The following is a 19,247-nucleotide window of genomic DNA, read 5'->3' as shown; positions in this document are numbered from 1 at the left end:
CGTCTCTGTTGGTCCCGAAGCGGCGCGACGGTAGGAAATTGCAGGTTTCCGGGCAAGCCCGGAGTGCGGGAAGGGCGGAAATACTGGCGCGTTGCTGAAAACTGTGAAATTTGTCGGGCCCGCGCCCTTTAACACTCGTAAAAATCACCAACGGGCTTTCTCACCAATGGCTTCTGCGTCCCGCGCCAAGATCGAGATCAATTCCGAGCTGCTCGCCCACGCCCATGTCAGCAAGGCCTGGCCGTTCGAGGAAGCGCGCAAAGTCTTGAGCCGCATCAAGCGGATCCCGCAGCCGACCGGCCCGATCATCTTCGAGACGGGCTATGGGCCTTCGGGGCTGCCGCATATCGGCACCTTCGGCGAGGTCGCCCGCACCACCATGGTCCGCCATGCCTTCCGCGTGCTCACCGAGGACAAGGTGCCGACCCGGCTGATCTGCTTCTCCGACGACATGGACGGCCTGCGGAAAGTCCCGGACAACATCCCCAACAAGGAGATGGTGACCCAGCATCTCGGCAAGCCTCTGACTCAGGTGCCGGACCCGTTCGGTGAGCATCCGAGCTTCGGCCAGCACAACAATGCACGCCTTAAGGCCTTCCTCGACACGTTCGGCTTCGAGTACGAGTTTCTCTCGGCCACCGAATGCTATGCCTCGGGGCGCTTCGACGCGACGCTGCTCAAGGTGCTCGAGCATTACGAGGAAATCCGTGACGTCATCCTGCCGACGCTCGGGCCGGAGCGCCGCGCCACCTACAGCCCCTTCCTGCCAATCTCGCCGGCGACCGGCAAGGTGCTGCAAGTCCCCATCATCGACCGCGATCTCGCCGCGGGCACCGTTCTCTACAAGGACCCCGACACCGGCAAGCTCACGCAAGTGCCGGTGACGCGCGGCCATTGCAAGCTGCAGTGGAAGGCGGACTGGGCCATGCGCTGGGCGGCGCTCGGCGTCGACTATGAGATGGCAGGCAAGGACCTGATCGACTCGGTGCGCCTATCAGGCCGGATCTGCCGCATTCTCGGCCGCCAGCAGCCCGAAGGCTTCAACTACGAGCTGTTCCTCGACGAGAATGGGGAGAAGATCTCGAAGTCACGCGGCAATGGTCTCACCATCGAGGAGTGGCTGACCTACGCCTCGCCGGAGAGCCTCGCGCTCTACATGTTTCAAAGTCCGAAAAAGGCGAAGCGGCTTTATTTCGACGTGATCCCGCGCGCGGTCGACGAATATGTCGGCCATCTCGCCGCGTATCCGAAGGAAGAGTGGTCGGCCAGATTGATGAACGCGGTCTGGCATATCCATAAAGGGACGCCGCCGGAAGCCGAGCTGCCCATCAGCTTTGCGTTGCTGCTGAACTTGGCCTCCGCCTCGAACTCCGAGGACGCCGAGGTGCTGTGGGGCTTCATCCGCCGCTACGCGCCGGACGCGACGCCGGAGGGCCATCCGCTGCTCGACGAGCTCGTCGCTTACGCCATCCGCTACTTCCATGATTTCGTGAAGCCGGCGAAGCGCTACCGCGCGCCGACCGACAAGGAACGCGTGGCGCTGACCGATCTCGATGCCCGCCTCGGCGCGCTGCCCGAAAAAATTCTCGCCGAGGAAATTCAAGGCGAGGTGTACGCGGTCGGCAAGGAGCACGGCTTCGAGCCGCTGCGCGACTGGTTCTCCGCGCTCTACGAGGTGCTGCTCGGTCAGACGCAAGGGCCGCGCTTCGGCTCCTTCGTCGAGCTCTACGGCATCCCCGAGACCCGGGCGCTCATCGGCAAGGCGTTGGCGGGCGACCTCGTCGCTTAGCTCCTGCTTCCGCGCGGCTCAGGTGAACGCCGCGATCTCCACACAGACAATTCGGAACTGACGCCGCCGCCGCGCGTTTCTTCAACAACTGGGGTCGCGGAACAGAAACAAGTCCGCGGCTTCGGGCTGAGCCCACGAGGAAACGTTAGGAGACGTATTATGAGACTCACCACTCTGACCGCCGTGATGCTGTTGACCAGCGCCACCTATGCCTTTGCCGGCGGCGGTGCGCCGGTTCCCGAAGGTTCGCAGAAGGATGATCCGTCCGGCCGTCCGGGCAAGATCCTGAGCGAGGCCGAGTGCCAAAAGGCCTGGGAGATGGCCGGGCCGGATGGCGATACCCTGTCAGAAGACAAGGCCACGCCGTACATCCTGAACTTCCAGATGGTCGACTCGTCCAAGGACGCCAAGATCTCCGCCGATGAGTGGAAAGACGGCTGTGCCAAGGGTTGGGTCAGCGCCGACGCGGCCACCCAGAAGGACATGGAAGGCACGCCCTCCGACCCCGGCATGAGCGAGGGCTCCGACAAGAAGAAGATGTAGCTGACCGCTTCCTCCCCAAGCGGATAGCCAAACAGGCGGCTCCGAGTTTTTCTCGGGGCCGCTTGTCGCACACCTCGGAACTCATAGCGGCGGCATGCATTGAATCTCTCTAAGGGCGGCGATGCTCGCCCCCGGCCTCTGCCAATGCAGTTCGGCCGCCGCTCGCCCGCTGCGGCGCTGGCGAGAACATTTCCAACCAGAAGGAGAAATTCCCATGAACAAGCTCATTCCCATGACCGCCATCGCGCTGATGTGTACGACCGGCCTCGCGCTCGCCGCCGACAATCCGTCTGGCCGCCCGGGTCAGATCCTGGACAAGGCGCAGTGCAAGCAGGCTTGGAAGGCCGCAGGCCCTGACGGCAAAATGCTCTCCAAGGCGAAGGCTGCGCCCTACATCCTGAACTTCGCGAGGGTCGATACCTCGAACGATAGCCGGATTTCGGCCAAGGAATGGAAGGCCGGCTGCAAGAAGGGCTGGGTCAGCGCTGATGCCAGCTCCGCCGCGAAGTCTGGCAGCGACCGCATGTCCAACGGGTCGTCCGGGTCCGACACGACGATGATGAAGAATGAGAAGAAGCCGACTGTGGACGAGAACGCGTCGCAGTAGAGAACGCCATCAGCGATTGGGAGCGGCCCCCTTGCGGGGCCGCTTCTGCGTCTGGCCGCTGAGGCAAGTTAGCGCCTAACTTGAATGAACGGCGTAGCGCGGCACTAACCACCTGAAGCGGCGCGCTAAACCTTTCACCGCTCATTAAGCGGCGTGGCAGGAAATGCAGGCGTTCGACATTTTGTCGGCCACCCCGTTTGTCTCAGGAGGACACCCCCATGGTGAAGTACACCTTTGCGGCCGCTCTGATCTTCGGTTTTGCCGGCGCGGCCATTGCCGCCGACGCCAGCCAGTTCGTGATCATCAAGGACAAGAATCAGCATTGCCGCGTCATCGACAAGAAGCTCGTCAGCGAGGACGAGCTCGGCATGCAGATCGGCAAGCAGGGCTATCCCTCCCGCGAGGAAGCCAATATCGACGTCCAGGTCATCTGCGACAACTCGTAGTCGCCTTGGCTGAGCGCCGCTCGCGCGAGCGGCGTGATCTGTCTAGAAGATGCGGATCGGGCTTTGCCGCTTGGTCCGCATTTTCTTTGGGGTGCGACGGCGCTCAGCGCCAAAGGCCGATGCGCTTCTTGCGCGCGCGTCCGCCGCCTCGGCGAGCTTGGGTTCCGCCGGCGCGGCCGCCTCGGCCCAGCCTTGGTGCACCATCCAGACGGACAGATCCTTGCCGCCCACGCTACAGCGGGCCGTCAGCGACTTCGGCGCGCCTGACACGGGCACGGCGCAACGGACGGCGCGGCCGTGGATCAGCCGGGTCAGCGCGAGCCGCGCCCGTGCCCCGCACGCCCATGTGTGCCCCGACTTGTCCTTGCATTGGGCGTTCGCCGCGCGCGCCTTGATGCCCTCGAGGACGATCACGGTGCCGGCGGACTCAAGCGTGCCCCCGTCGCGCACCACTACCCGGTAATAGAGCTTCGGCGTGAAGCTTGAGTTTGGGCTTGGTGTCCGTGTCCGTCGAAAGGGCCGCCGTCTGCTCGGCCGGCGGGGCGCCTTGCAGACCGGGAACGGCATGGCCCGCTTGTTCCGGCGCCGTCTTGGGGGCTGCCGCATTGGGCCCGGCCGCCTTGGGGGACGCGGCACTCGGGATCGGCGCGGCCGGCTGGGTGAACAGGCGCCCATCCTGCCCAACCGGCGGCGGCGACACGGCGGTCACGACCTCGTCGCTGCCGCCGAACGGCCAGAAGAACCAGATCAGCGCCAGACCGAGAGCCGCGGTGAGAAGACGTGAGGCGAGCCGCATGGCCGCGATCTTAAGGGAGATGCGCGGCAGCTTTAAGGTCTGTCGCTATTGGCTCGCCCAGATGATGCGGGCGATCCAGTCGATCCGGTCGACCGGAAAGACGAGATTGGTGTGGGCCGGGTTGAGCGAGGCGAGCTCCACGGTCTTGGCCGTTCGCCGCACCAGGACCTTGGCCATCACCTCGCCGTCGAGGGTGCGCAACACCACGCGGTCGCCTTTGCGCGGCGCCGCGTTCGGCGACACGATGAGCACGTCCCCGTCCCGGTAGAGCGGCGCCATGCTGTCGCCGGTGACCTCGAGCGCGTAGGCGTTGTCGTCGTCCACGCGCGGGAAGCGAATCTGGTCCCAGCCGCCGCCAACGGGAAAGCCGCCATCGTCGAAGAACCCGCCGCCGCCGGCCTGGGTCATGCCGATCAGCGGGATCGGCTGGGCCGGGTTCCGCCGCCGCGGCTCCGCCGTGACCAGCGCGGTGAAGTCGTCGAAGGAGGCGCCGGTGGCGCTCAGCACCTTGGCGATGCTCTCGGTGGTCGGCCAGCGGGGGCGGCCTTCGCTGGTCACCCGCTTCGACTTGTTGAAGGCGGTGGGGTCGAGGCCGGCCTGCTTGGCGAGGCCGGAGACCGATAGCCCATAGCGGCGCGCCAGCGCATCGATAGCCGACCAAACCCGGGCATGGGTGAGCCTGTTCAAGGAGTGTGCCTCGAAGCGGCGGCAAGAGCCGACGGGCGCATGCCGAATCGGAATATATGCCTACAGATAGGAATTATGACTTATTTGCGCGGTGCTCGTCCACCGTATTTGGAGGGGCCGGCTAGCCCGACCGGGCGTTCAGCGATTCGAGGACACGCTCCAGATCCTTGAGTTTGACCGGTTCGCCGCGGCTGTTGAAGATTCGGAACTCGAGGTCGCCGCCTTCGATCAGCTCGCGCGCCTGCTTGACGGTATCCCTGGTCGTCAGGCGCATGACGGTTCTGGTATTGGGCGGGGTTCCCCGCCGAATCGAATAGCTCATTGTTTCTCCGGAGATAGCGTTTGCCGGCACCATATAGGAGGCCGGCGGCCGGATGCCAACTTAGAAGCCGCAAATGGAGTCGCAGCACGGGATAGGGCAAGCCGGCCACCTTGTTGGGGCCCAAGGGGACGGCTAGTCTCGCCGCGAAGCCAAAAATGGAGACCCCCGTCCAAGATGTCCCAGCCCGTCTACAAGATCCTGGCCGAAGCCGCCCTCGAGGCCGCGAAGAGCGAAGGCCGGATCATGGGAACGGGCGACGATCTGCGGGACGGCTTCATCCATCTCTCCGCCGGCCATCAGGTCGCCGAAACGCTCGCCAAGCATTATGGCGGGCAGGAGGATCTGCTGCTCCTCACCGTCGATGCCGAGCGGCTCGGTCCCGGCCTGAAATGGGAGGAGTCCCGGGGCGGCGATCTCTTCCCGCATCTCTATGGGCCGCTTCCGCTCGATGCCATCGTTTCCGTCGATGCGCTGGAGCTCGACGACGACGCGCGCCACATCCTCCCCGACGGGGTGGCGGCTTGAGCGCGCTGTTCGGTCTCGGTCAAACCCTGCTGCTCGCCTTCGATCCCGAACGGGCGCATGAGCTCGCCATCAAGACCCTCGAGCTTGGGATTTATCCGCGCAGCGACCGCCCGGACGACAAGCGCTTGGCGCAAACCCTGTTCGGGCTTGATTTCCCCAACCCCATCGGCATGGCGGCGGGCTTCGACAAGAATGCGCGCGTGCCGCGTCAGCTTCTCGACATGGGGCTCGGCTTCGCCGAAGTGGGCACGCTGACGCCGCAGCCGCAGGCGGGCAATCCGCGCCCGCGCGTCTTCCGCTCCCATGCCGATCGCGCCATCGTCAACCGTCTCGGCTTCAATAACGAGGGGCAGGCGGCGGCGCTGGCGCGTCTCAGAAGGATCGTCTGCGCGGCATTGTCGGCGTCAATCTCGGCGCCAACCGCGACAGTGCCGACCGCATCGCCGACTATGTGGAGGGAGTGAAGCGCATGGCGCCCGCGGCGCGCTACTTCACCGTCAATATTTCCTCGCCCAACACGCCCGGCTTGCGTGATCTTCAGGCGCCGCGGAAGCTCGATGAGCTGCTGAGCAAGGTGCAGGCGGCCCGGAATACCCTCGGGCCCAAAACCCCGCCGCTTCTGGTCAAGCTCGCGCCGGATCTCGCCGACGCCGACCTTCCGGACGTCGTCGCGGTCATTCAGGACAGCGGCGCCGACGGTATCGTCATCTCTAACACCACGCTCGCTCGCGATGATCTCCGCGACCAGACGCTGATCCGCGAGGCCGGCGGCCTGTCGGGACGTCCGGCCTTTTTGCGCACGACCCGCATGCTGGCGCGCGTTTATCGGCTCACCAAAGGCAAGCTGCCGCTCGTCGGCGTCGGCGGCATCGACTCCGGGGAGGCGGCCCTCGCCAAGATCGAGGCCGGCGCCTCGCTCATCCAGCTCTACACGGGGCTGGTATTCGAGGGGCCCGGCCTGATCGCCCGCATCAAGCAAACATTGATGGACGCCATGGCGCGCGAAAACTGCGAGACGCTCAAACCCCTCATCGGCCGGCGCGCATCCGACTGGGCCGAAGCCAAGCTGCCGGAGATCGTCGTATGACCGTCACCATCTACCACAACCCGCGTTGCTCGAAGTCGCGCCAGACCCTTGCGTTGCTCGAGGACAAGGGCATCGCGCCGAAGGTCGTGAAATATCTGGAGACGCCGCCGTCGGTCGCCGAACTGAAACGGATCTTGAAGAAACTCGGACTGAAAGCGCGCGATATTCTGCGCAAGGGCGAGGCGGCCTATGACGAGCTCGGCCTCAAGGACAGCGGCCACACCGACGACGAGCTGCTCGCGCTCATGGTCAAGAGCCCGATCCTCATCGAGCGCCCCATCGTGGTTTCGGGCGATAAGGCCGCCATTGGCCGGCCGCCCGAAGCGGTGCTGAAGATCGTCTAGGCTTCGCGCTTGGATGGCGTGGTGTCCGCCATGTCGCTGGTGTCGCGGCTCGCCACCTTCACCAGCCGCATCACCACCCAGACCGGGAAGACGATGACCGCGCCGAGCAGGAAGTAGCGGAACGCCTTCTCCACCGCCACGAAGCCCATATCGTAGATGCGGGCCGCGAGATCGCGGATGTTCTGGATGATGTCGTAGGGGCTGAAGCCCAACGCCGCCAGGACGACGCCGACGATCAGCGATAGGATCGCCAGCCGGAGCAGGACAAGTGCCGGATTGCCGCCAAAAAACCGTTCCATCTGTCCGCTTCCTTTGTAGTCCAGAGCTTCGACTCGAATTTTATCACAATTGGGGCCGGAGCCGGCCAAGATCAAGAAGGGCGGAATTTTGAGCGCGACAAAGCGCGAAGGCACGGCAAGTCGCGGGAGCGCGAAACGGAGCCGCGTGGTGGAGGCCCCCGAGACCCGTATTCCTCACAGCGAACTGCCGGAGCCCTTCGCCGGCTGGTTCGCATCCCGCGGCTGGCAGCCGCGCGTGCACCAATTGGCCCTTCTGGACACGGTCGCCAAGGGCCGCGACACGCTCCTCATCGCGCCGACCGGCGGCGGCAAGACCTTGGCCGGCTTCCTGCCGAGCCTCGTCGATCTCGCCGCCAAAGGTCCCAAGACGGCGCCCGCGCGCGGCATCCATACGCTTTACGTCTCGCCGCTCAAGGCGCTCGCCACCGACATCGCCCGCAACCTCGCAACGCCCGTAGCCGAGATGGCACTGCCCGTCACGCTCGAGACGCGCACCGGCGACACGCCACCCGCGCGCCGGGCCCGCCAGCGCGTGCTGCCGCCGGACATTCTGCTCACCACGCCCGAGCAGATCGCCCTGATGCTGTCCCATGAGAGCGCCGCCGAGCTGTTCGGTTCGCTGAAATGCGTGATCCTCGATGAGCTGCATGCGCTCGCCACCAGCAAGCGCGGCGATCTCTTGGCGCTCGATCTGGCGCGCCTGCGCACCCTGTCGCCGGACCTCACGGCCATCGGCTTGTCGGCAACGGTGGCGCGGCCGTCCGAGCTTGCCGCATTCTTGGTGCCGCATCAGGGACAGACCGCCACGCGGCTGGCCGAGATCGTCATGGCCGAAGGTGGCGTCAAGGCCGACATCTCCATTCTCAAGTCCGATGCCGATCTGCCCTGGGCGGGGCATGCCGCGCGCTATGCGCTGCCCGAGATCTACGCGGCGATCAAGGCGCACCGCTTGTCGCTGATGTTCGTCAACACGCGCTCCCAGGCCGAGATGCTGTTCCACGAGCTGTGGCGCTGCAATGACGACAATCTCGCCATCGCGCTTCATCACGGCTCGCTCGATGTCGGCCAGCGCCGCAAGGTCGAAGCGGCCATGGTGGCGGGCAAGCTCCGCGCCGTGGTCTGCACCTCGACGCTCGATCTCGGCATCGACTGGGGCGATGTCGATCTCGTCGTCAATGTGGGCGCGCCGAAAGGCGCGAGCCGGCTAAGCCAGCGTATCGGCCGGGCCAATCATCGTCTCGACGAGCCGAGCAAGGCGCTGCTCGTCCCCGCCAACCGCTTCGAGGTCATGGAATGCCAGGCGGCGCTCGAAGCCGCGGAGGAAGGCGCGCAAGACACCCCGCCGCCGAAACCCGGCGCGCTCGACGTGCTCGCCCAGCATATTCTCGGCATGGCTTGCGCCGGCCCGTTCGATCCGGACGCGCTCTTTGCCGAGGTGACCAGCGCCTCGCCCTATCAGGGGCTGACCCGCGACGGCTTCGATCAGGTGCTGGCCTTCGTCGCCACCGGCGGCTATGCGCTCGCCAATTACGACCGCTACGCCAAGCTGAAGCGGACGAAGGGCGGCCAATACCGCCTCGCCCATCCGCGCCTCGCTCAGCAATACCGGCTCAATGTCGGCACCATCGTCGAGGCGCCCATGCTGCGGGTGCGGCTGGCGCGGGGCGCGCTGAAAAAGTCCGGCGCGATCGCCGGCGGCCGCGTCCTCGGCGAGGTGGAGGAATATTTCATCGAGCAGCTCAGCCCCGGCGATACCTTCGTCTTCGCCGGTGAGGTCTTACGCTTCGAGGGCTTGCGCGAGATGGACGCCATCGTCACCCGGGCCCACGCCACCGACCCCAAGGTGCCCGCTTACGAAGGCGGCAAGTTCCCGCTCTCCACCTATCTGGCCGACCGCGTCCGCCACATGCTGGCCGCGCGTGACGCCTGGGCGAAGCTCCCCGACCAGGTCTCCGACTGGCTCAGGCTCCAGGCCGAGTTCTCCGTGGTGCCCGCCGCCGACGAGATGTTGATCGAGACCTTTCCGCGCGGTCAGCGTCATTATCTCGTCTGCTATCCCTTCGAGGGCAGGCTGGCCCACCAGAGTCTCGGCATGTTGCTGACGCGGCGGCTCGAACGAGCCGGCGCGGCGCCTCTCGGTTTCGTCGCCAATGAATATGCGCTCGCCATCTGGGGCCTCAACGACATGAGCGAGATGGTGCGCTCCGGTGCCATCGATCTCGCGGCGCTGTTCGACGAGGACATGCTCGGTGACGATCTCGACGCGTGGCTCGCCGAGTCGAACCTGATGAAACGCTCCTTCCGAGTTTGCGCCATCATCTCCGGTCTCATCGAGCGGCGTCACCCCGGCCGCGAGAAGACCGGGCGGCAGATGACCGTCTCCTCCGATCTGATCTATGATGTATTGCGTCAGCACGAGCCGGAGCACGTCCTGCTCAAGGCCGCCTTCGCCGATGCCGCTACCGGCTTGATCGACGTCGGCCGTCTCGGGCAATTCTTGAACCGGATCGGCGGACGAATCAGGCATAGTGCGGTCAGTCATGTTTCGCCGCTCGCCGTGCCGGTCATGCTGGAGATCGGGCGCGAGAGCGTTCCGAGCGACATTGGCGACACCTTGTTGCGTGAGACCGCCGAGGAACTCATCGCTGAAGCATTGGGGGAACATGCTGCGCGCTAGGCCCGATCTGATGCCGGAAACGGCGCCAACGCTCCGCTCCCATGTGGAGGTCGCGGGTCATGCGCTGAAGCCTCTCGCCGCAGGCGCGCTCTACTGGGAGGCGGAGGACACGCTTCTCGTCGCCGACCTGCATCTGGAGAAGGGCGCCGCATTCGCCGCGCTCGGCATGTTGCTGCCGCCCTACGATACCCGCTCCACGCTCTCGCGCCTCGGCAAGATCATCGCCCATGTGGACCCGGCCCGGGTGGTGGCGCTCGGCGACAGCTTCCACCGCAGCGAGTGCGCCGACAATCTGGTGGCCGAGGATCTCGCCATGCTGACCAAGCTTCAGCGCGGCCGGGACTGGTTTTGGATTTGCGGCAATCACGATCCGCATTTGCCCGACAGCATTGGCGGCACCGTCTGCGCCACGCTCTCCATGTCCGGGGTGACGCTCAGGCACGAGCCGTCGGAAGCGCCCTCGGGACCGGAGATCGTGGGTCATCTCCATCCCATCGCGCGCATTGCCCGGCGCGGCACCGTGATCCGGCGGCGCTGCTTCGCCACCGACGGCAAGCGGCTGGTGATGCCGGCCTTCGGCGCCTATGCGGGCGGCTTGAATGTGCTGCATGAGGCCTTCCGGCCTCTGTTCCTGCGCCACCAGCTCGAAGCCTGGATGATGGGCCGGCACGCCGTCTATCCCGTGCTCGGCAGCCTGCTCCTGCCCGACTAGTTTTGCGACAAGCGCTTTAGTCGCGGCGGAAGGCATACCATCCGGCGAGCCCGGCCAGGACGGCAATCAAGACTCCGAGCAGGCCGTAGATGAACGGCCGCTGGAACGCGAGCCTGTAGACCAGCTTTTCGAGACCGGCCTTGTTGACCTCAAGCGAGCCCTGGCTCTTGCTCGCCACCGCGCCGTCGCGGAAGAGATAGACATCGACCGTGTAGCGCCCGATCGGGACATTCACCGGCAGCGCCACGGTGGCCCGGAACAGGCTGCGCCCGATGAATTTCACCGCATCGTCCCGCTCCTGAAACAGCTTCTTCTCCTTCTTCAGCCGGATCATGGCGGAGCGATAGGCCTGCTCGTTCGGATTGCCTTGCGTATAGCGCCCGAAGTCCAGGTCGGAGAGGCCGATGCCGAGAGCTTTCAGCGTCTGGTCCGAGGCGATCGCCCTGACCGGCCGCGTCGACAGCACCGCATAGAAGCCCGGCACGGTGCTGTAGGTCTTGCCCGGTCCGTTCACCCAGATTCCGGCGACCCGCTCCTTCTTGCGCAGGATGATCGGCTCGTTGGGGCCGCGCACGACCGCGATCACGTCGTAGGTTCCTTCGCCGGGCGTTCGCGAGTCGCTGAAGTCGACGCTGCCGAAGATCAGGATCTCGATACCGGTGAAGTTCGACTGGATGGCGATCTCGCGCGTGGAGATGTCGGACTGCACCTGCTCCTGGCTTGCCGGCTCCCCCGCCGCCGGCTCTGCCGCCTTCTTTTGTGCAAGCACCGGGCTCGACAGCGCCACGCTCACCGGCAGGGCGAGGAGGAGAGCACTTATTTGGAGGAGGGCGGTCTTCATCATGCCCCCGACAGCGGCACGATGCTGAACAGCTCGGACGGCTTGAGCAGCAAATCGAGCAGGATGCGGATGGCCACGCCGAGCACCATCAGCGCCAGCAGCGCGCGCAATTGCTCGCCGCGCAACTTTTGTCCGGCGCGCACGCCGAACTGGCCGCCGATGACGCCGCCGATCACGAGCAGGAAGGCAAGCACGATGTCCAGCGTGTAGTTGAGCGTCGCGTGCAGCAGGGTGACGATGGCGGTGATGAAGATGATCTGAAAGATCGACGTGCCGATGACGACATTGGTCGGCATGCGCAGCAGATAGATCAGCGCTGGCACCATGATGAACCCGCCGCCGACGCCGAGGAACGAGGCGAGCAGGCCGACCAGGCCACCGATCACCAGCGGCGGGATGGCGCTGATATAGAGGCGCGAGCGCGGAAAGCGCATCTTGAACGGCAGGCCGTGGATCCAGTTGTGCTGGCTGGCTTTGCGCGCCGAGACGGTCTTGCCGGCTCTCTGGCGCCGGATGGCGTTGAGGCTCTCCCACAGCATCAGCGCGCCGATCACGCCGAGGAAGCACACATAGGTCAGCGAGATCATCAGGCCGGCTTGGCCGGCCTCGCGCAGGATCTTGAGGAGGAAGACGCCGACGAACGCGCCGACCACGCCGCCGGCGATGAGCACGAAGCCCATGCGTAGATCGACATTGCCGCGCCGCCACTGGGCGAGGGTCCCCGAGACCGAGGTGCCGACGATCTGGTTGGCGCCGGTGGCGACGGCGATGGCGGGCGGAATGCCGGAGAGCATCAGAAACGGCGTGAGCAGAAACCCGCCACCGACGCCGAACATGCCCGAGAGAAAGCCGACCGCCGCGCCCAGGCCCAGCATCACCAAGAGGTTCACTGAGATCTCGGCAATAGGCAGATAAATCTGAAACATCGGCCGGGGCGTTGGAAAAGATGCGCTCTTGCAACCTGTTCGCCGCGCGCCAGCCTGTCAATGCGTTAGGCTCGGAACTTACCGAAATGTCATCACTTTTTGGAGGAGCGCGGCATCATTGCCGCAAGGGACCGCTTGGCGCGGCCGCCGGCCGTCCCGCGTTAGCTGGACAGACGCTCGAGCTGGGTGACGAGCGGGATGGAGATCTCGCCGGTCTCGGCCAGGCCGTTGCGGTTCTGGAACCGCTTGACCGCGGTACGGGTGCGGCTGCCGATCAGACCGTCGGGCGGGCCGACGTCGTAGCCGAGCCCGTTGAGGAGCGTCTGCGCCCGGGCCACGAGGGCGGTATTTTCCGTGGCCGGCGCCGTGGCCGCCCAAGCGACTTGCTCGACCACCTCATTGGCGTCCGCCGGGGCAACCTTGACCTTCCAGGCCGTTACGGCGGCTTCGGCCTCCGCCAGCGTGGCCGGGGCGAGCTGCACCCGGATGACCTCGCGGCGCTTGGCGGCTTCGGCGTCGCCGCTCGCCGCGGCGAGTGAGAACCATTTATAGGCCTCGCTGAGATTCTTCGTCATGCCGAGGCCGTGCTCGGCGAGAATGCCGAGATTGAATTGGCTGTCGGCCAGGCCGTAGCCGGCGGCCTCGCGATACCATTTCACGGCCAGCGTGTAGTCGGGCTCGCCGCCGTCACGTCCGCTGACGCTGACGGCGAGGTTGTGCATGGCCTTGACGTTGCCCTTCGCGGCGGCGGCAGCATACCAGAACCGTGCTTTGCCGAGATCCGCGTCGACGCCGAGACCGCGCTCATACATGGCGGCGAGCGAGTACTGGGCCGGGGCCAGGCCGGCGGCTGCGGCGGGCTCCAGCCACTTCACGGCCTCTTTCGGGTCGGCCTTCGTGCCCACGCCTTCGGCATAGCGGGTGGCGATGGCGTATTGCGCGGCGGCGTCGCCCTTGGCGGCGGCCTCACGCAAGGGAAGCGGGCCGAGCGCCTCGGGCGGCAGCGGAAGTTGCGCCGGTTTGGCAGTATGGGCAGCTGTGGGGCCGAAGGACGGATCCTCGATGGAGAAGGTCACGCCCGACGGCATCACGGCCATGCCCGACGGCTTCAGCGAAGCCAGCTGCGGCTCGGGGGTCAGCTCGCTGGCCGGCATCGGGGGCACGCGGCCGCCTGAAGACTTGGCCATCTCGGTGAAGCCCGAGGTCCCGCTCGCGGCGCTGTCCGACGGGTTCTCGTTCATGTTCGGCTTCGGCTCCCACGATCCCGACTTCTCGGGCTCGGCCGCGGGGGCCGCGCCGTCCGTGTCGGGAGCGGTCATGTCCTCGCCGCTGCCCTCGCTCGGGGCCGGCGTGATCTGCTCGATCTCGGGCGCGGCCGGCTCGGGCCGCGAGCCGAGGCGCGAATAGAGTAGGAGCGCGCTCAGCACGAGAAGGACGGCGGCCGCAATGATCAGGAAGGAGCGCTTGCGGCGCCCCGGCTGCTCGGCGGCGCTGCCCGCAGAGGATTGGACGACCGGCGTCCGCCGCGTCCTTCGGCCCGGAGCGCCGCGGCCTGCGCCGCACGGCGCGCCGCCGCCACGAGATCGTCGGGCGCATCGGGTTCCGCATCGAGCCCATCCCCAGACGCGAACGGATGCTCGAGGCCCGCCATCGCTTGCTAGGCATGGCCGCATCGAGATCGACGGCTTCGTCGTCCGAGGCGAGACGCTTGGCGCGGCCGAATGGCGGCGGGGTCTCGGTCTCCGCCTCCGTCTCCTTGAAGTCGGGAATGGCCGCACCGAGCCGGTCGCGCAGCGTGCGCTCCCTGGTCGGGGCCGCAGCGGCTTGTTCGGTCTTGGCCGGCGCTTGCGGCGCCGCTGTCGCTTTGGCCGGCTCGATGGACGGCGACTGGGGAACAGGCGCCGGCGCCTTGGCCTTCGCCGCTTCACCGGCGGGCTGACCGCCGGCGGCGGGTGCGCTGGGCCGCGGCTGCTGCATGGTGGGCTTGGCTTGCGGCTGGGAGGACTTGGCGTCGGCTTGGCGCGCCCGCTCCACGAAAGGCGGACGCGGCTTCGCCTGCAAGGCGGAGCCCCGCTCGACCTGCTGCACCAGCTGCTTCAGGGATTCATGCACCGCCTCGAGCGTGCTCACGAGCCGGTCGCCGCTCTCGCGGCCCTTGTCGCTCATGGCGGTGAGATCGCGATGCATGGCGTCGAGGCGTTCGTTGGTCTTTTGCGTATCGGCAGCCACCAGGCGCGCAGCGCCTTCGGCGGCCTTGTTGGCAACCTCTTCGAGCTGCGCCGGATCGGCTTGCGGGGCCGGCGCGTCGGCCTTCTCGTCCAGGCGCGCGATGAGCTTGATCAGATGGGCCTCGATGCCCGCCACCTTGCCAAGCTGCTGCTCGGCCCGGCTAACTTGCTGACCCATTTCGGAAATTTGCCGCTCCACATGCTCCAGAGCGTCGCGCGTCGGGGCCGTCTCCAGCGCTTGGCTGAGCTGGCCGCCGATCTCGTCCAATCTCGTGTTTAGGGCCTCGATCGCCCCGGTCGGCATCGCCGTGCCGATCGACTCCTCGAGCCGCTGAGCCATTTCCACCAGCCGCTTGTCGAGGTCGCCGGTCCCGCCGGTCTGCGGCTCGCGCCATGCGGGCTGCGCCGACTCTGCCGCGCCATAGCCGAAATCCGGGTAGCCGGTTCTGGTTGCCGAGTCGGGCGCCGGCTCCCCGGAATAGTCGCCGCTCATGGCGGCTTTGGCGAACGGGCTCGGCTCGGGCGTGTAGCCGAAGGGCTCGGGCGCCGGATAGGCCCCGTCGTCGTCGAAATCGCTTTCCAGGTCGCCATGCAGGGCGCCCGACAGGGCCTTGCCGAGCCGCTCGAAATCGTCGAGCGGCGTCGAGGTGTCTTGCTCCAGGCGGCGGGCGAGATCGCTGACTTGGGCGTGCAGGCGGTCGAAGGTGTCGCTGTTCTCGGGCGCGCCGGTATCCCGCGCGGCTTCCGTGGTCTGCGACAGCTTGTCGAGCCGCGTGTGGAGCTCATCGAGGGCTTCGCCGTAGCGGCGCTCGCTATCCTCGACCCGCTCCACCAGGCGGCGCAAAAGACTTTCGACGGTGCGTTGATCCATTGGCTGCTCCGTCGAGAAGGCGGTGCTGCCCCCGCCGGCATTGCTCGATTGCCAACTTGCTTCTGAAGCCATACCCGTTCCCCAAGGCGTTGACGCCGCTGAACCGCGCCCCTTGCGTTGTGGGACCGGTCCGAGGAGACGCGTGACGAAGCGGCCGTACTGACGGTGTCAAGCCCGAGTAAATTTTGTGTTAAGGAGTGCCCTAGAGCGGGACACAGACGCTCGCCTGAAAGGGAATAAGGGGGACACGCCATGGCCGGCCTCGTGCAGGCGAGCCATGCTCTCGCCGTCCCGACACGCGGCAAGGGCTTCGTCGAGATCACGCGGCAGCTTTCGGCTTGGCTCGACAGCCTGGGCGCCGAAGACGGCCTCCTCACCGTGTTCGTCTCCCATACCTCCGCCTCGCTCACCATTCAGGAGAATGCCGACCCGAATGTGCGCCGCGACCTTCTCGACGCGCTGGAGATCCTGGCACCGGAGGACCGGGCTTACGCCCATCATGAGGAAGGCCCCGACGACATGCCGAGCCACATCAAGGCGATGGTCACCTCCGTGAGCCTGTCGATCCCGGTCCGCGGCGGGGCGATGACGCTCGGGACCTGGCAGGGCGTCTATCTGATCGAGCACCGCAATGCTGCCCATCAGCGGCGCGTGGCCTTGAGCTTCATCGGCGAAGTGGCCGGCGGCTAAAGGAAACGTCAGTTCCCGGAGAAGATCCGCGTGGCGGCGATCAGCTCGTGCACGATACCGGGCTCCGTCATGGCGTGGCCCGCATCCGGCACCACGCGCAGATCGGCCTTGGGCCAGGCGCGCGCGAGATCGAAGGCGTTCTTGACCGGCGTCACCACGTCATAGCGGCCATGCACGATTGCGCCCGGGATGTCCGCGAGGAGACGTGCGTCGCGGATGAGCTGGTCGTCGGTCTCGAAGAAGCCGCCATTGATGAAGTAGTGGCTCTCGATCCGGGCGAAGGCCAAGGCGTAGTGGTCCTCCGAGAATTGCCGCACCCGGTCGAAGTCGGGCAGGAGCGACAGCGTGCGCCATTCCCAGGCGCTCCACGCACGCGCCGCCTCGGTTTGCGTCTTCTGATCATCGCTCGTCAGCCGCCGGTAATAGGCGGCGATCATGTCGGCGCGCTCGGCCTCGGGGATTGCCTTGACGTAATCGGCGAAGGCGTCGGGGAACAGCCAGCTACAGCCGTCTTGATAGAACCATTCGAGCTCGGCGCGGCGCAGCGTGAAGATGCCGCGCAGGATGAGCTCGGCCACGCGCGCCGGATGCGCTTCCGCGTAAGCCAGCGCCAGCGTCGAGCCCCATGAGCCGCCGAACACCTGCCAGCGGTCAATGGCGAGATGTTCGCGCAAGCGCTCGATATCGGCGACCAGATCCCAGGTCGTGTTCTCCTCAAGCGAGGCGTGCGGTATGGAGCGGCCGCAGCCGCGCTGATCGAACAGCACGATGCGGTAGAGGCGCGGATCGTGATAGCGGCGCATGACCGGCGAGATGCCGCCGCCCGGTCCGCCATGCAACATGACCACGGGCTTGCCCGAGGGCGTGCCGCATTCCTCGAAATAGAGCTCGTGCACGTCGGAGACCTTGAGCCGCCCGGTGCGGTACGGAACGATCTCGGGGTAGAGCGACAGGCGTGACGAGCCTGGTGTCCGTTGCGGGTCCATGGCTAGAGCGCACTCAGCTCCTCGGTCTCCCGCGCCGAAGCGGTCAGCGCCCGCGCTTGCGCCTGATCGAACATGGTCTCGCCTTCGGGCTTGCGCATCTCCTCGTAATAGGCCGTCTCTGAGGCGGTGGGACCGGGCCCGTACAGGCTGGTCCCGACACCGGCGCCGAGCGCCAGAACCGCGGCGATGAGGCCGGCGATGCCGGTGCCCACGGCGGTCTCGGCGATGCCGAACAGGCCGCCCACCGTGACGGCGAGAAATAGGATCCCGAATCCGGTCCCGAGACTTGCCAGCGCGCCCCATGACGTGAAGCGCGGCCACCACAACGCCAGCAGAAGAACCGGGAAGAAGGTCGCGGCGGCGAAGGCGAAGGCCGTCACGGCCATGCGCAGGATGTCGACATCGGCGATCAGCAGGAAGACGAGGGTGAACAGGGCGCACGCCCCGATCGCCGCCCAAGCCGCCATGAGACGGGGCAGGGCGATCGGGCGCTTGTCCAGCACGCCGTAGATGTCGTCGGCGAGGCTCGCCGAGACCGTGAACAGATGAGAGCTTGCTGCCGCTAGCGCGATGGCCATGCCGGCGGAGGCAAGGGTCGCGGTCAGCACGAAGGGCAGCCGCGCCAGCATCGGCAGCGTCAGCGCCACGCGATCGCGCAGGACGAGAATCTCGCTCGCCACGAGCGTGCCATCGCCGTTGAGATCGCTCGCCTGCACCAATTGCCGGCCGTTCAACTCGGACAGCCATGCCGGCAAGCCTGCCGTGGGCGCCAACGCCATGTCGCGGAACATCAGCAGCTTGGCGAACACCGCGAGCGACGGCGCCGTGATGACAAACAGCGCCACCAGCGCCAGCGCCCAAGCGGTGGATCGCCGCTGATCGGCGACCGAGCAGGTGACCCCGCTGCGGACGAGCAGGCTCGGCAAGGCGGCGGTGCCGAGCGCGAAGCAGAAGAACAGCGCGAGGAAGCCCGCCTCGTTGATGGCCCCGAAGGCTTGCAGGAACGGCTTGGTCACCGCCGTGGGCGCGGGGCCGGTCAGGGCCGGCGCCAGATCGCCCGGCGTCACCGGCAGCATGCCGGCCGCGGTCTCGGCGCCTTTCAAGGAGCCGAACATCTCGCCATAGGTGAATTGCGGCGCGGGCAGGTGGGTGAGCAGCACCGACACGACGATGAGCGGCACGGCCAAGCCGACGGCGCCGGTGATGAACTCCGCGCTTCCCGACCAAGTCAAGGCGCGCATGCCGCCGAGAATGCCCACGGCGGCGACGAACAGGGTGACGAGCAGCACGGCGAGCCAAAAGGACACCGGCAGGAAGATCGAGGCGACCACGGCGGCGATGCTCATCTCGGCGGCGAGCAGCAGCGTCGTGGGCACCACCTGCGCCACGCTCGCGGCCATGCGGAGCTGGCGCGACCGGAAGCGCTGACCGAGAAAGGCGGGGAGCGTGTAGGCGCCGGCCTTGCGCAAATACGGCACGAACAGCACCCCGGCGAGCAACAGGCCGCAAGTCCAGCCGAGGCCGATGGCGAGCGCGTCGAAGCCGAGGAAGAACACCGCGCCGGTATAGGCGAAGAAGCCGACGCCGCCGACGGTGATCGCCGCCAGCACCAGCGCGTTATAGACCTGGGGCACGCGCCGCCCCGAGGCGAAGTAGTCTTCCGCGTCGAGCGTGCGCGAGCCGACGGCGACGACCAGATAGAGCGCCAGCGGCAGCAGGATCATGCAGCGCGCGATCACGCCTTCGGTCCAGCCGAGCTGCTCGAACATGGCCAGCATGATCGCCAGCGAGACGAAGGCGGCGGTGATGATGCCGTAATAGGCCCCGAGATGCGGGTTCGGGGTGTGCTGACGCGACGGGGCGGTCATCGG

22 protein-coding genes are annotated in these 19,247 nt (G+C 66.6%); 11 read left to right on the top strand and 11 right to left on the bottom strand.

Annotation, left to right across the window (positions count from 1 at the left end; translation table 11 throughout):
- Positions 1 to 166 precede the first annotated feature (166 nt).
- The 4 genes from AUC69_RS03975 (at position 167) to AUC69_RS03960 (ending at position 3,385) form a co-directional block, all read left to right on the top strand.
- Entirely contained in the window at positions 167 to 1,789 is a 1,623-nt protein-coding gene (locus AUC69_RS03975) for a lysine--tRNA ligase (protein WP_069441007.1), read from the top strand.
- Between the two features lie 159 nt (positions 1,790 to 1,948).
- The gene (locus AUC69_RS03970) at positions 1,949 to 2,332 is read left to right on the top strand and encodes a hypothetical protein (protein WP_069441006.1); all 384 of its coding nucleotides are present in this window, start codon (positions 1,949 to 1,951) and stop codon (positions 2,330 to 2,332) included.
- A gap of 214 nt (positions 2,333 to 2,546) precedes the next feature.
- The gene (locus tag AUC69_RS03965) at positions 2,547 to 2,939 is read left to right on the top strand and encodes a hypothetical protein (protein ID WP_069441005.1); all 393 of its coding nucleotides are present in this window, start codon (positions 2,547 to 2,549) and stop codon (positions 2,937 to 2,939) included.
- Positions 2,940 to 3,157: 218 nt separating this feature from the next.
- Entirely contained in the window at positions 3,158 to 3,385 is a 228-nt protein-coding gene (locus AUC69_RS03960) for a hypothetical protein (RefSeq protein WP_069441004.1), read from the top strand.
- Positions 3,386 to 3,427: 42 nt separating this feature from the next.
- Here AUC69_RS03960 and AUC69_RS17310 read toward each other — a convergent pair whose 3' ends face one another.
- From AUC69_RS17310 to AUC69_RS17305, 4 genes are all read right to left on the bottom strand, one after another.
- A complete protein-coding gene (locus AUC69_RS17310; RefSeq protein ID WP_069441003.1) occupies positions 3,428 to 3,838 on the bottom strand; it encodes a thermonuclease family protein in 411 nt (136 codons plus the stop codon).
- Positions 3,813 to 4,181: a hypothetical protein gene (locus AUC69_RS03950; RefSeq protein WP_069441002.1), complete on the bottom strand. Its 369-nt coding sequence runs from the start codon at positions 4,179 to 4,181 to the stop codon at positions 3,813 to 3,815. Before AUC69_RS03950 ends, AUC69_RS17310 begins: the two co-directional genes overlap by 26 nt.
- Positions 4,182 to 4,226: 45 nt before the next feature.
- On the bottom strand, positions 4,227 to 4,868 hold the full coding sequence (locus AUC69_RS03945; protein WP_069441001.1) for a S24 family peptidase: 642 nt from the start codon (positions 4,866 to 4,868) through the stop codon (positions 4,227 to 4,229).
- A gap of 121 nt (positions 4,869 to 4,989) precedes the next feature.
- On the bottom strand, positions 4,990 to 5,142 hold the full coding sequence (locus AUC69_RS17305) for a hypothetical protein (protein WP_158008008.1): 153 nt from the start codon (positions 5,140 to 5,142) through the stop codon (positions 4,990 to 4,992).
- A gap of 222 nt (positions 5,143 to 5,364) precedes the next feature.
- On the opposite strand from AUC69_RS17305, the gene AUC69_RS03940 reads away from it, so the two are divergent.
- The 4 genes from AUC69_RS03940 to arsC are packed head-to-tail and all read left to right on the top strand — an operon-like array spanning position 5,365 to position 7,146.
- Positions 5,365 to 5,715, top strand: a complete 351-nt coding sequence (locus AUC69_RS03940) for a DUF952 domain-containing protein (protein WP_069441000.1) — start codon at positions 5,365 to 5,367, stop codon at positions 5,713 to 5,715.
- Positions 5,712 to 6,179: a dihydroorotate dehydrogenase gene (locus AUC69_RS18935; protein ID WP_280136611.1), complete on the top strand. Its 468-nt coding sequence runs from the start codon at positions 5,712 to 5,714 to the stop codon at positions 6,177 to 6,179. The genes AUC69_RS03940 and AUC69_RS18935 overlap by 4 nt, the downstream gene beginning before the upstream one ends.
- Positions 6,101 to 6,802, top strand: coding sequence for a dihydroorotate dehydrogenase (quinone) (gene pyrD, locus AUC69_RS03935; protein WP_342018525.1), 702 nt, complete (start codon positions 6,101 to 6,103; stop codon positions 6,800 to 6,802). Before AUC69_RS18935 ends, pyrD begins: the two co-directional genes overlap by 79 nt.
- Positions 6,799 to 7,146: an arsenate reductase (glutaredoxin) gene (arsC, locus tag AUC69_RS03930; protein WP_069440999.1), complete on the top strand. Its 348-nt coding sequence runs from the start codon at positions 6,799 to 6,801 to the stop codon at positions 7,144 to 7,146. Before pyrD ends, arsC begins: the two co-directional genes overlap by 4 nt.
- Here arsC and AUC69_RS03925 read toward each other — a convergent pair.
- Positions 7,143 to 7,445: a DUF6460 domain-containing protein gene (locus tag AUC69_RS03925; RefSeq protein WP_069440998.1), complete on the bottom strand. Its 303-nt coding sequence runs from the start codon at positions 7,443 to 7,445 to the stop codon at positions 7,143 to 7,145. The genes arsC and AUC69_RS03925 overlap by 4 nt on opposite strands.
- Before the next feature lie 145 nt (positions 7,446 to 7,590).
- Here AUC69_RS03925 and AUC69_RS03920 point away from each other — a divergent pair, with 145 nt between their 5' ends.
- Together AUC69_RS03920 and pdeM are read left to right on the top strand one after the other, a co-directional pair.
- Positions 7,591 to 10,122 carry a ligase-associated DNA damage response DEXH box helicase gene (locus AUC69_RS03920; protein ID WP_342018520.1) on the top strand — a complete coding sequence of 844 codons (2,532 nt, stop codon included), beginning with the start codon at positions 7,591 to 7,593 and terminating at the stop codon, positions 10,120 to 10,122.
- The gene (gene pdeM / locus AUC69_RS03915) at positions 10,109 to 10,834 is read left to right on the top strand and encodes a ligase-associated DNA damage response endonuclease PdeM (RefSeq protein ID WP_069440997.1); all 726 of its coding nucleotides are present in this window, start codon (positions 10,109 to 10,111) and stop codon (positions 10,832 to 10,834) included. Before AUC69_RS03920 ends, pdeM begins: the two co-directional genes overlap by 14 nt.
- Positions 10,835 to 10,850: 16 nt before the next feature.
- On the opposite strand, the gene AUC69_RS03910 is transcribed toward pdeM, so the two are convergent.
- The 4 genes from AUC69_RS03910 to AUC69_RS17295 all read right to left on the bottom strand — a co-directional run bounded on the left by AUC69_RS03910 (position 10,851) and on the right by AUC69_RS17295 (position 15,700).
- Positions 10,851 to 11,678, bottom strand: a complete 828-nt coding sequence (locus tag AUC69_RS03910) for a TIGR02186 family protein (RefSeq protein ID WP_083239072.1) — start codon at positions 11,676 to 11,678, stop codon at positions 10,851 to 10,853.
- Positions 11,675 to 12,601: a sulfite exporter TauE/SafE family protein gene (locus AUC69_RS03905; protein WP_069440996.1), complete on the bottom strand. Its 927-nt coding sequence runs from the start codon at positions 12,599 to 12,601 to the stop codon at positions 11,675 to 11,677. The genes AUC69_RS03910 and AUC69_RS03905 overlap by 4 nt, the downstream gene beginning before the upstream one ends.
- Before the next feature lie 161 nt (positions 12,602 to 12,762).
- Positions 12,763 to 13,575 (bottom strand): peptidoglycan-binding protein, encoded by an 813-nt coding sequence (locus tag AUC69_RS17300; RefSeq protein WP_158008006.1) that lies wholly within the window; start codon positions 13,573 to 13,575, stop codon positions 12,763 to 12,765.
- Positions 13,568 to 15,700, bottom strand: a complete 2,133-nt coding sequence (locus tag AUC69_RS17295) for a hypothetical protein (RefSeq protein WP_069440995.1) — start codon at positions 15,698 to 15,700, stop codon at positions 13,568 to 13,570. The genes AUC69_RS17300 and AUC69_RS17295 overlap by 8 nt, the downstream gene beginning before the upstream one ends.
- Before the next feature lie 252 nt (positions 15,701 to 15,952).
- On the opposite strand from AUC69_RS17295, the gene AUC69_RS03895 reads away from it, so the two are divergent.
- Positions 15,953 to 16,390 carry a secondary thiamine-phosphate synthase enzyme YjbQ gene (locus tag AUC69_RS03895; protein WP_069440994.1) on the top strand — a complete coding sequence of 146 codons (438 nt, stop codon included), beginning with the start codon at positions 15,953 to 15,955 and terminating at the stop codon, positions 16,388 to 16,390.
- An 8-nt stretch (positions 16,391 to 16,398) separates the two neighbouring features.
- On the opposite strand, the gene pip is transcribed toward AUC69_RS03895, so the two are convergent.
- Entirely contained in the window at positions 16,399 to 17,376 is a 978-nt protein-coding gene (gene pip / locus AUC69_RS03890) for a prolyl aminopeptidase (protein ID WP_069440993.1), read from the bottom strand.
- Positions 17,377 to 17,378: 2 nt separating this feature from the next.
- Complete coding sequence (locus tag AUC69_RS03885; RefSeq protein ID WP_069440992.1) at positions 17,379 to 19,244, bottom strand: solute symporter family protein; 1,866 nt, start codon at positions 19,242 to 19,244, stop codon at positions 17,379 to 17,381.
- Between the last annotated feature and the right edge of the window lie 3 nt (positions 19,245 to 19,247).

Origin of the sequence: Methyloceanibacter superfactus, assembly GCF_001723305.1 — a bacterium.
In the GTDB taxonomy this organism is placed as follows: Bacteria; Pseudomonadota; Alphaproteobacteria; order Rhizobiales; family Methyloligellaceae; genus Methyloceanibacter; species Methyloceanibacter superfactus.
The sequence above is the reverse complement of the archived record's forward strand: the minus strand, read 5'-3'. Positions and strand labels throughout refer to the sequence as shown.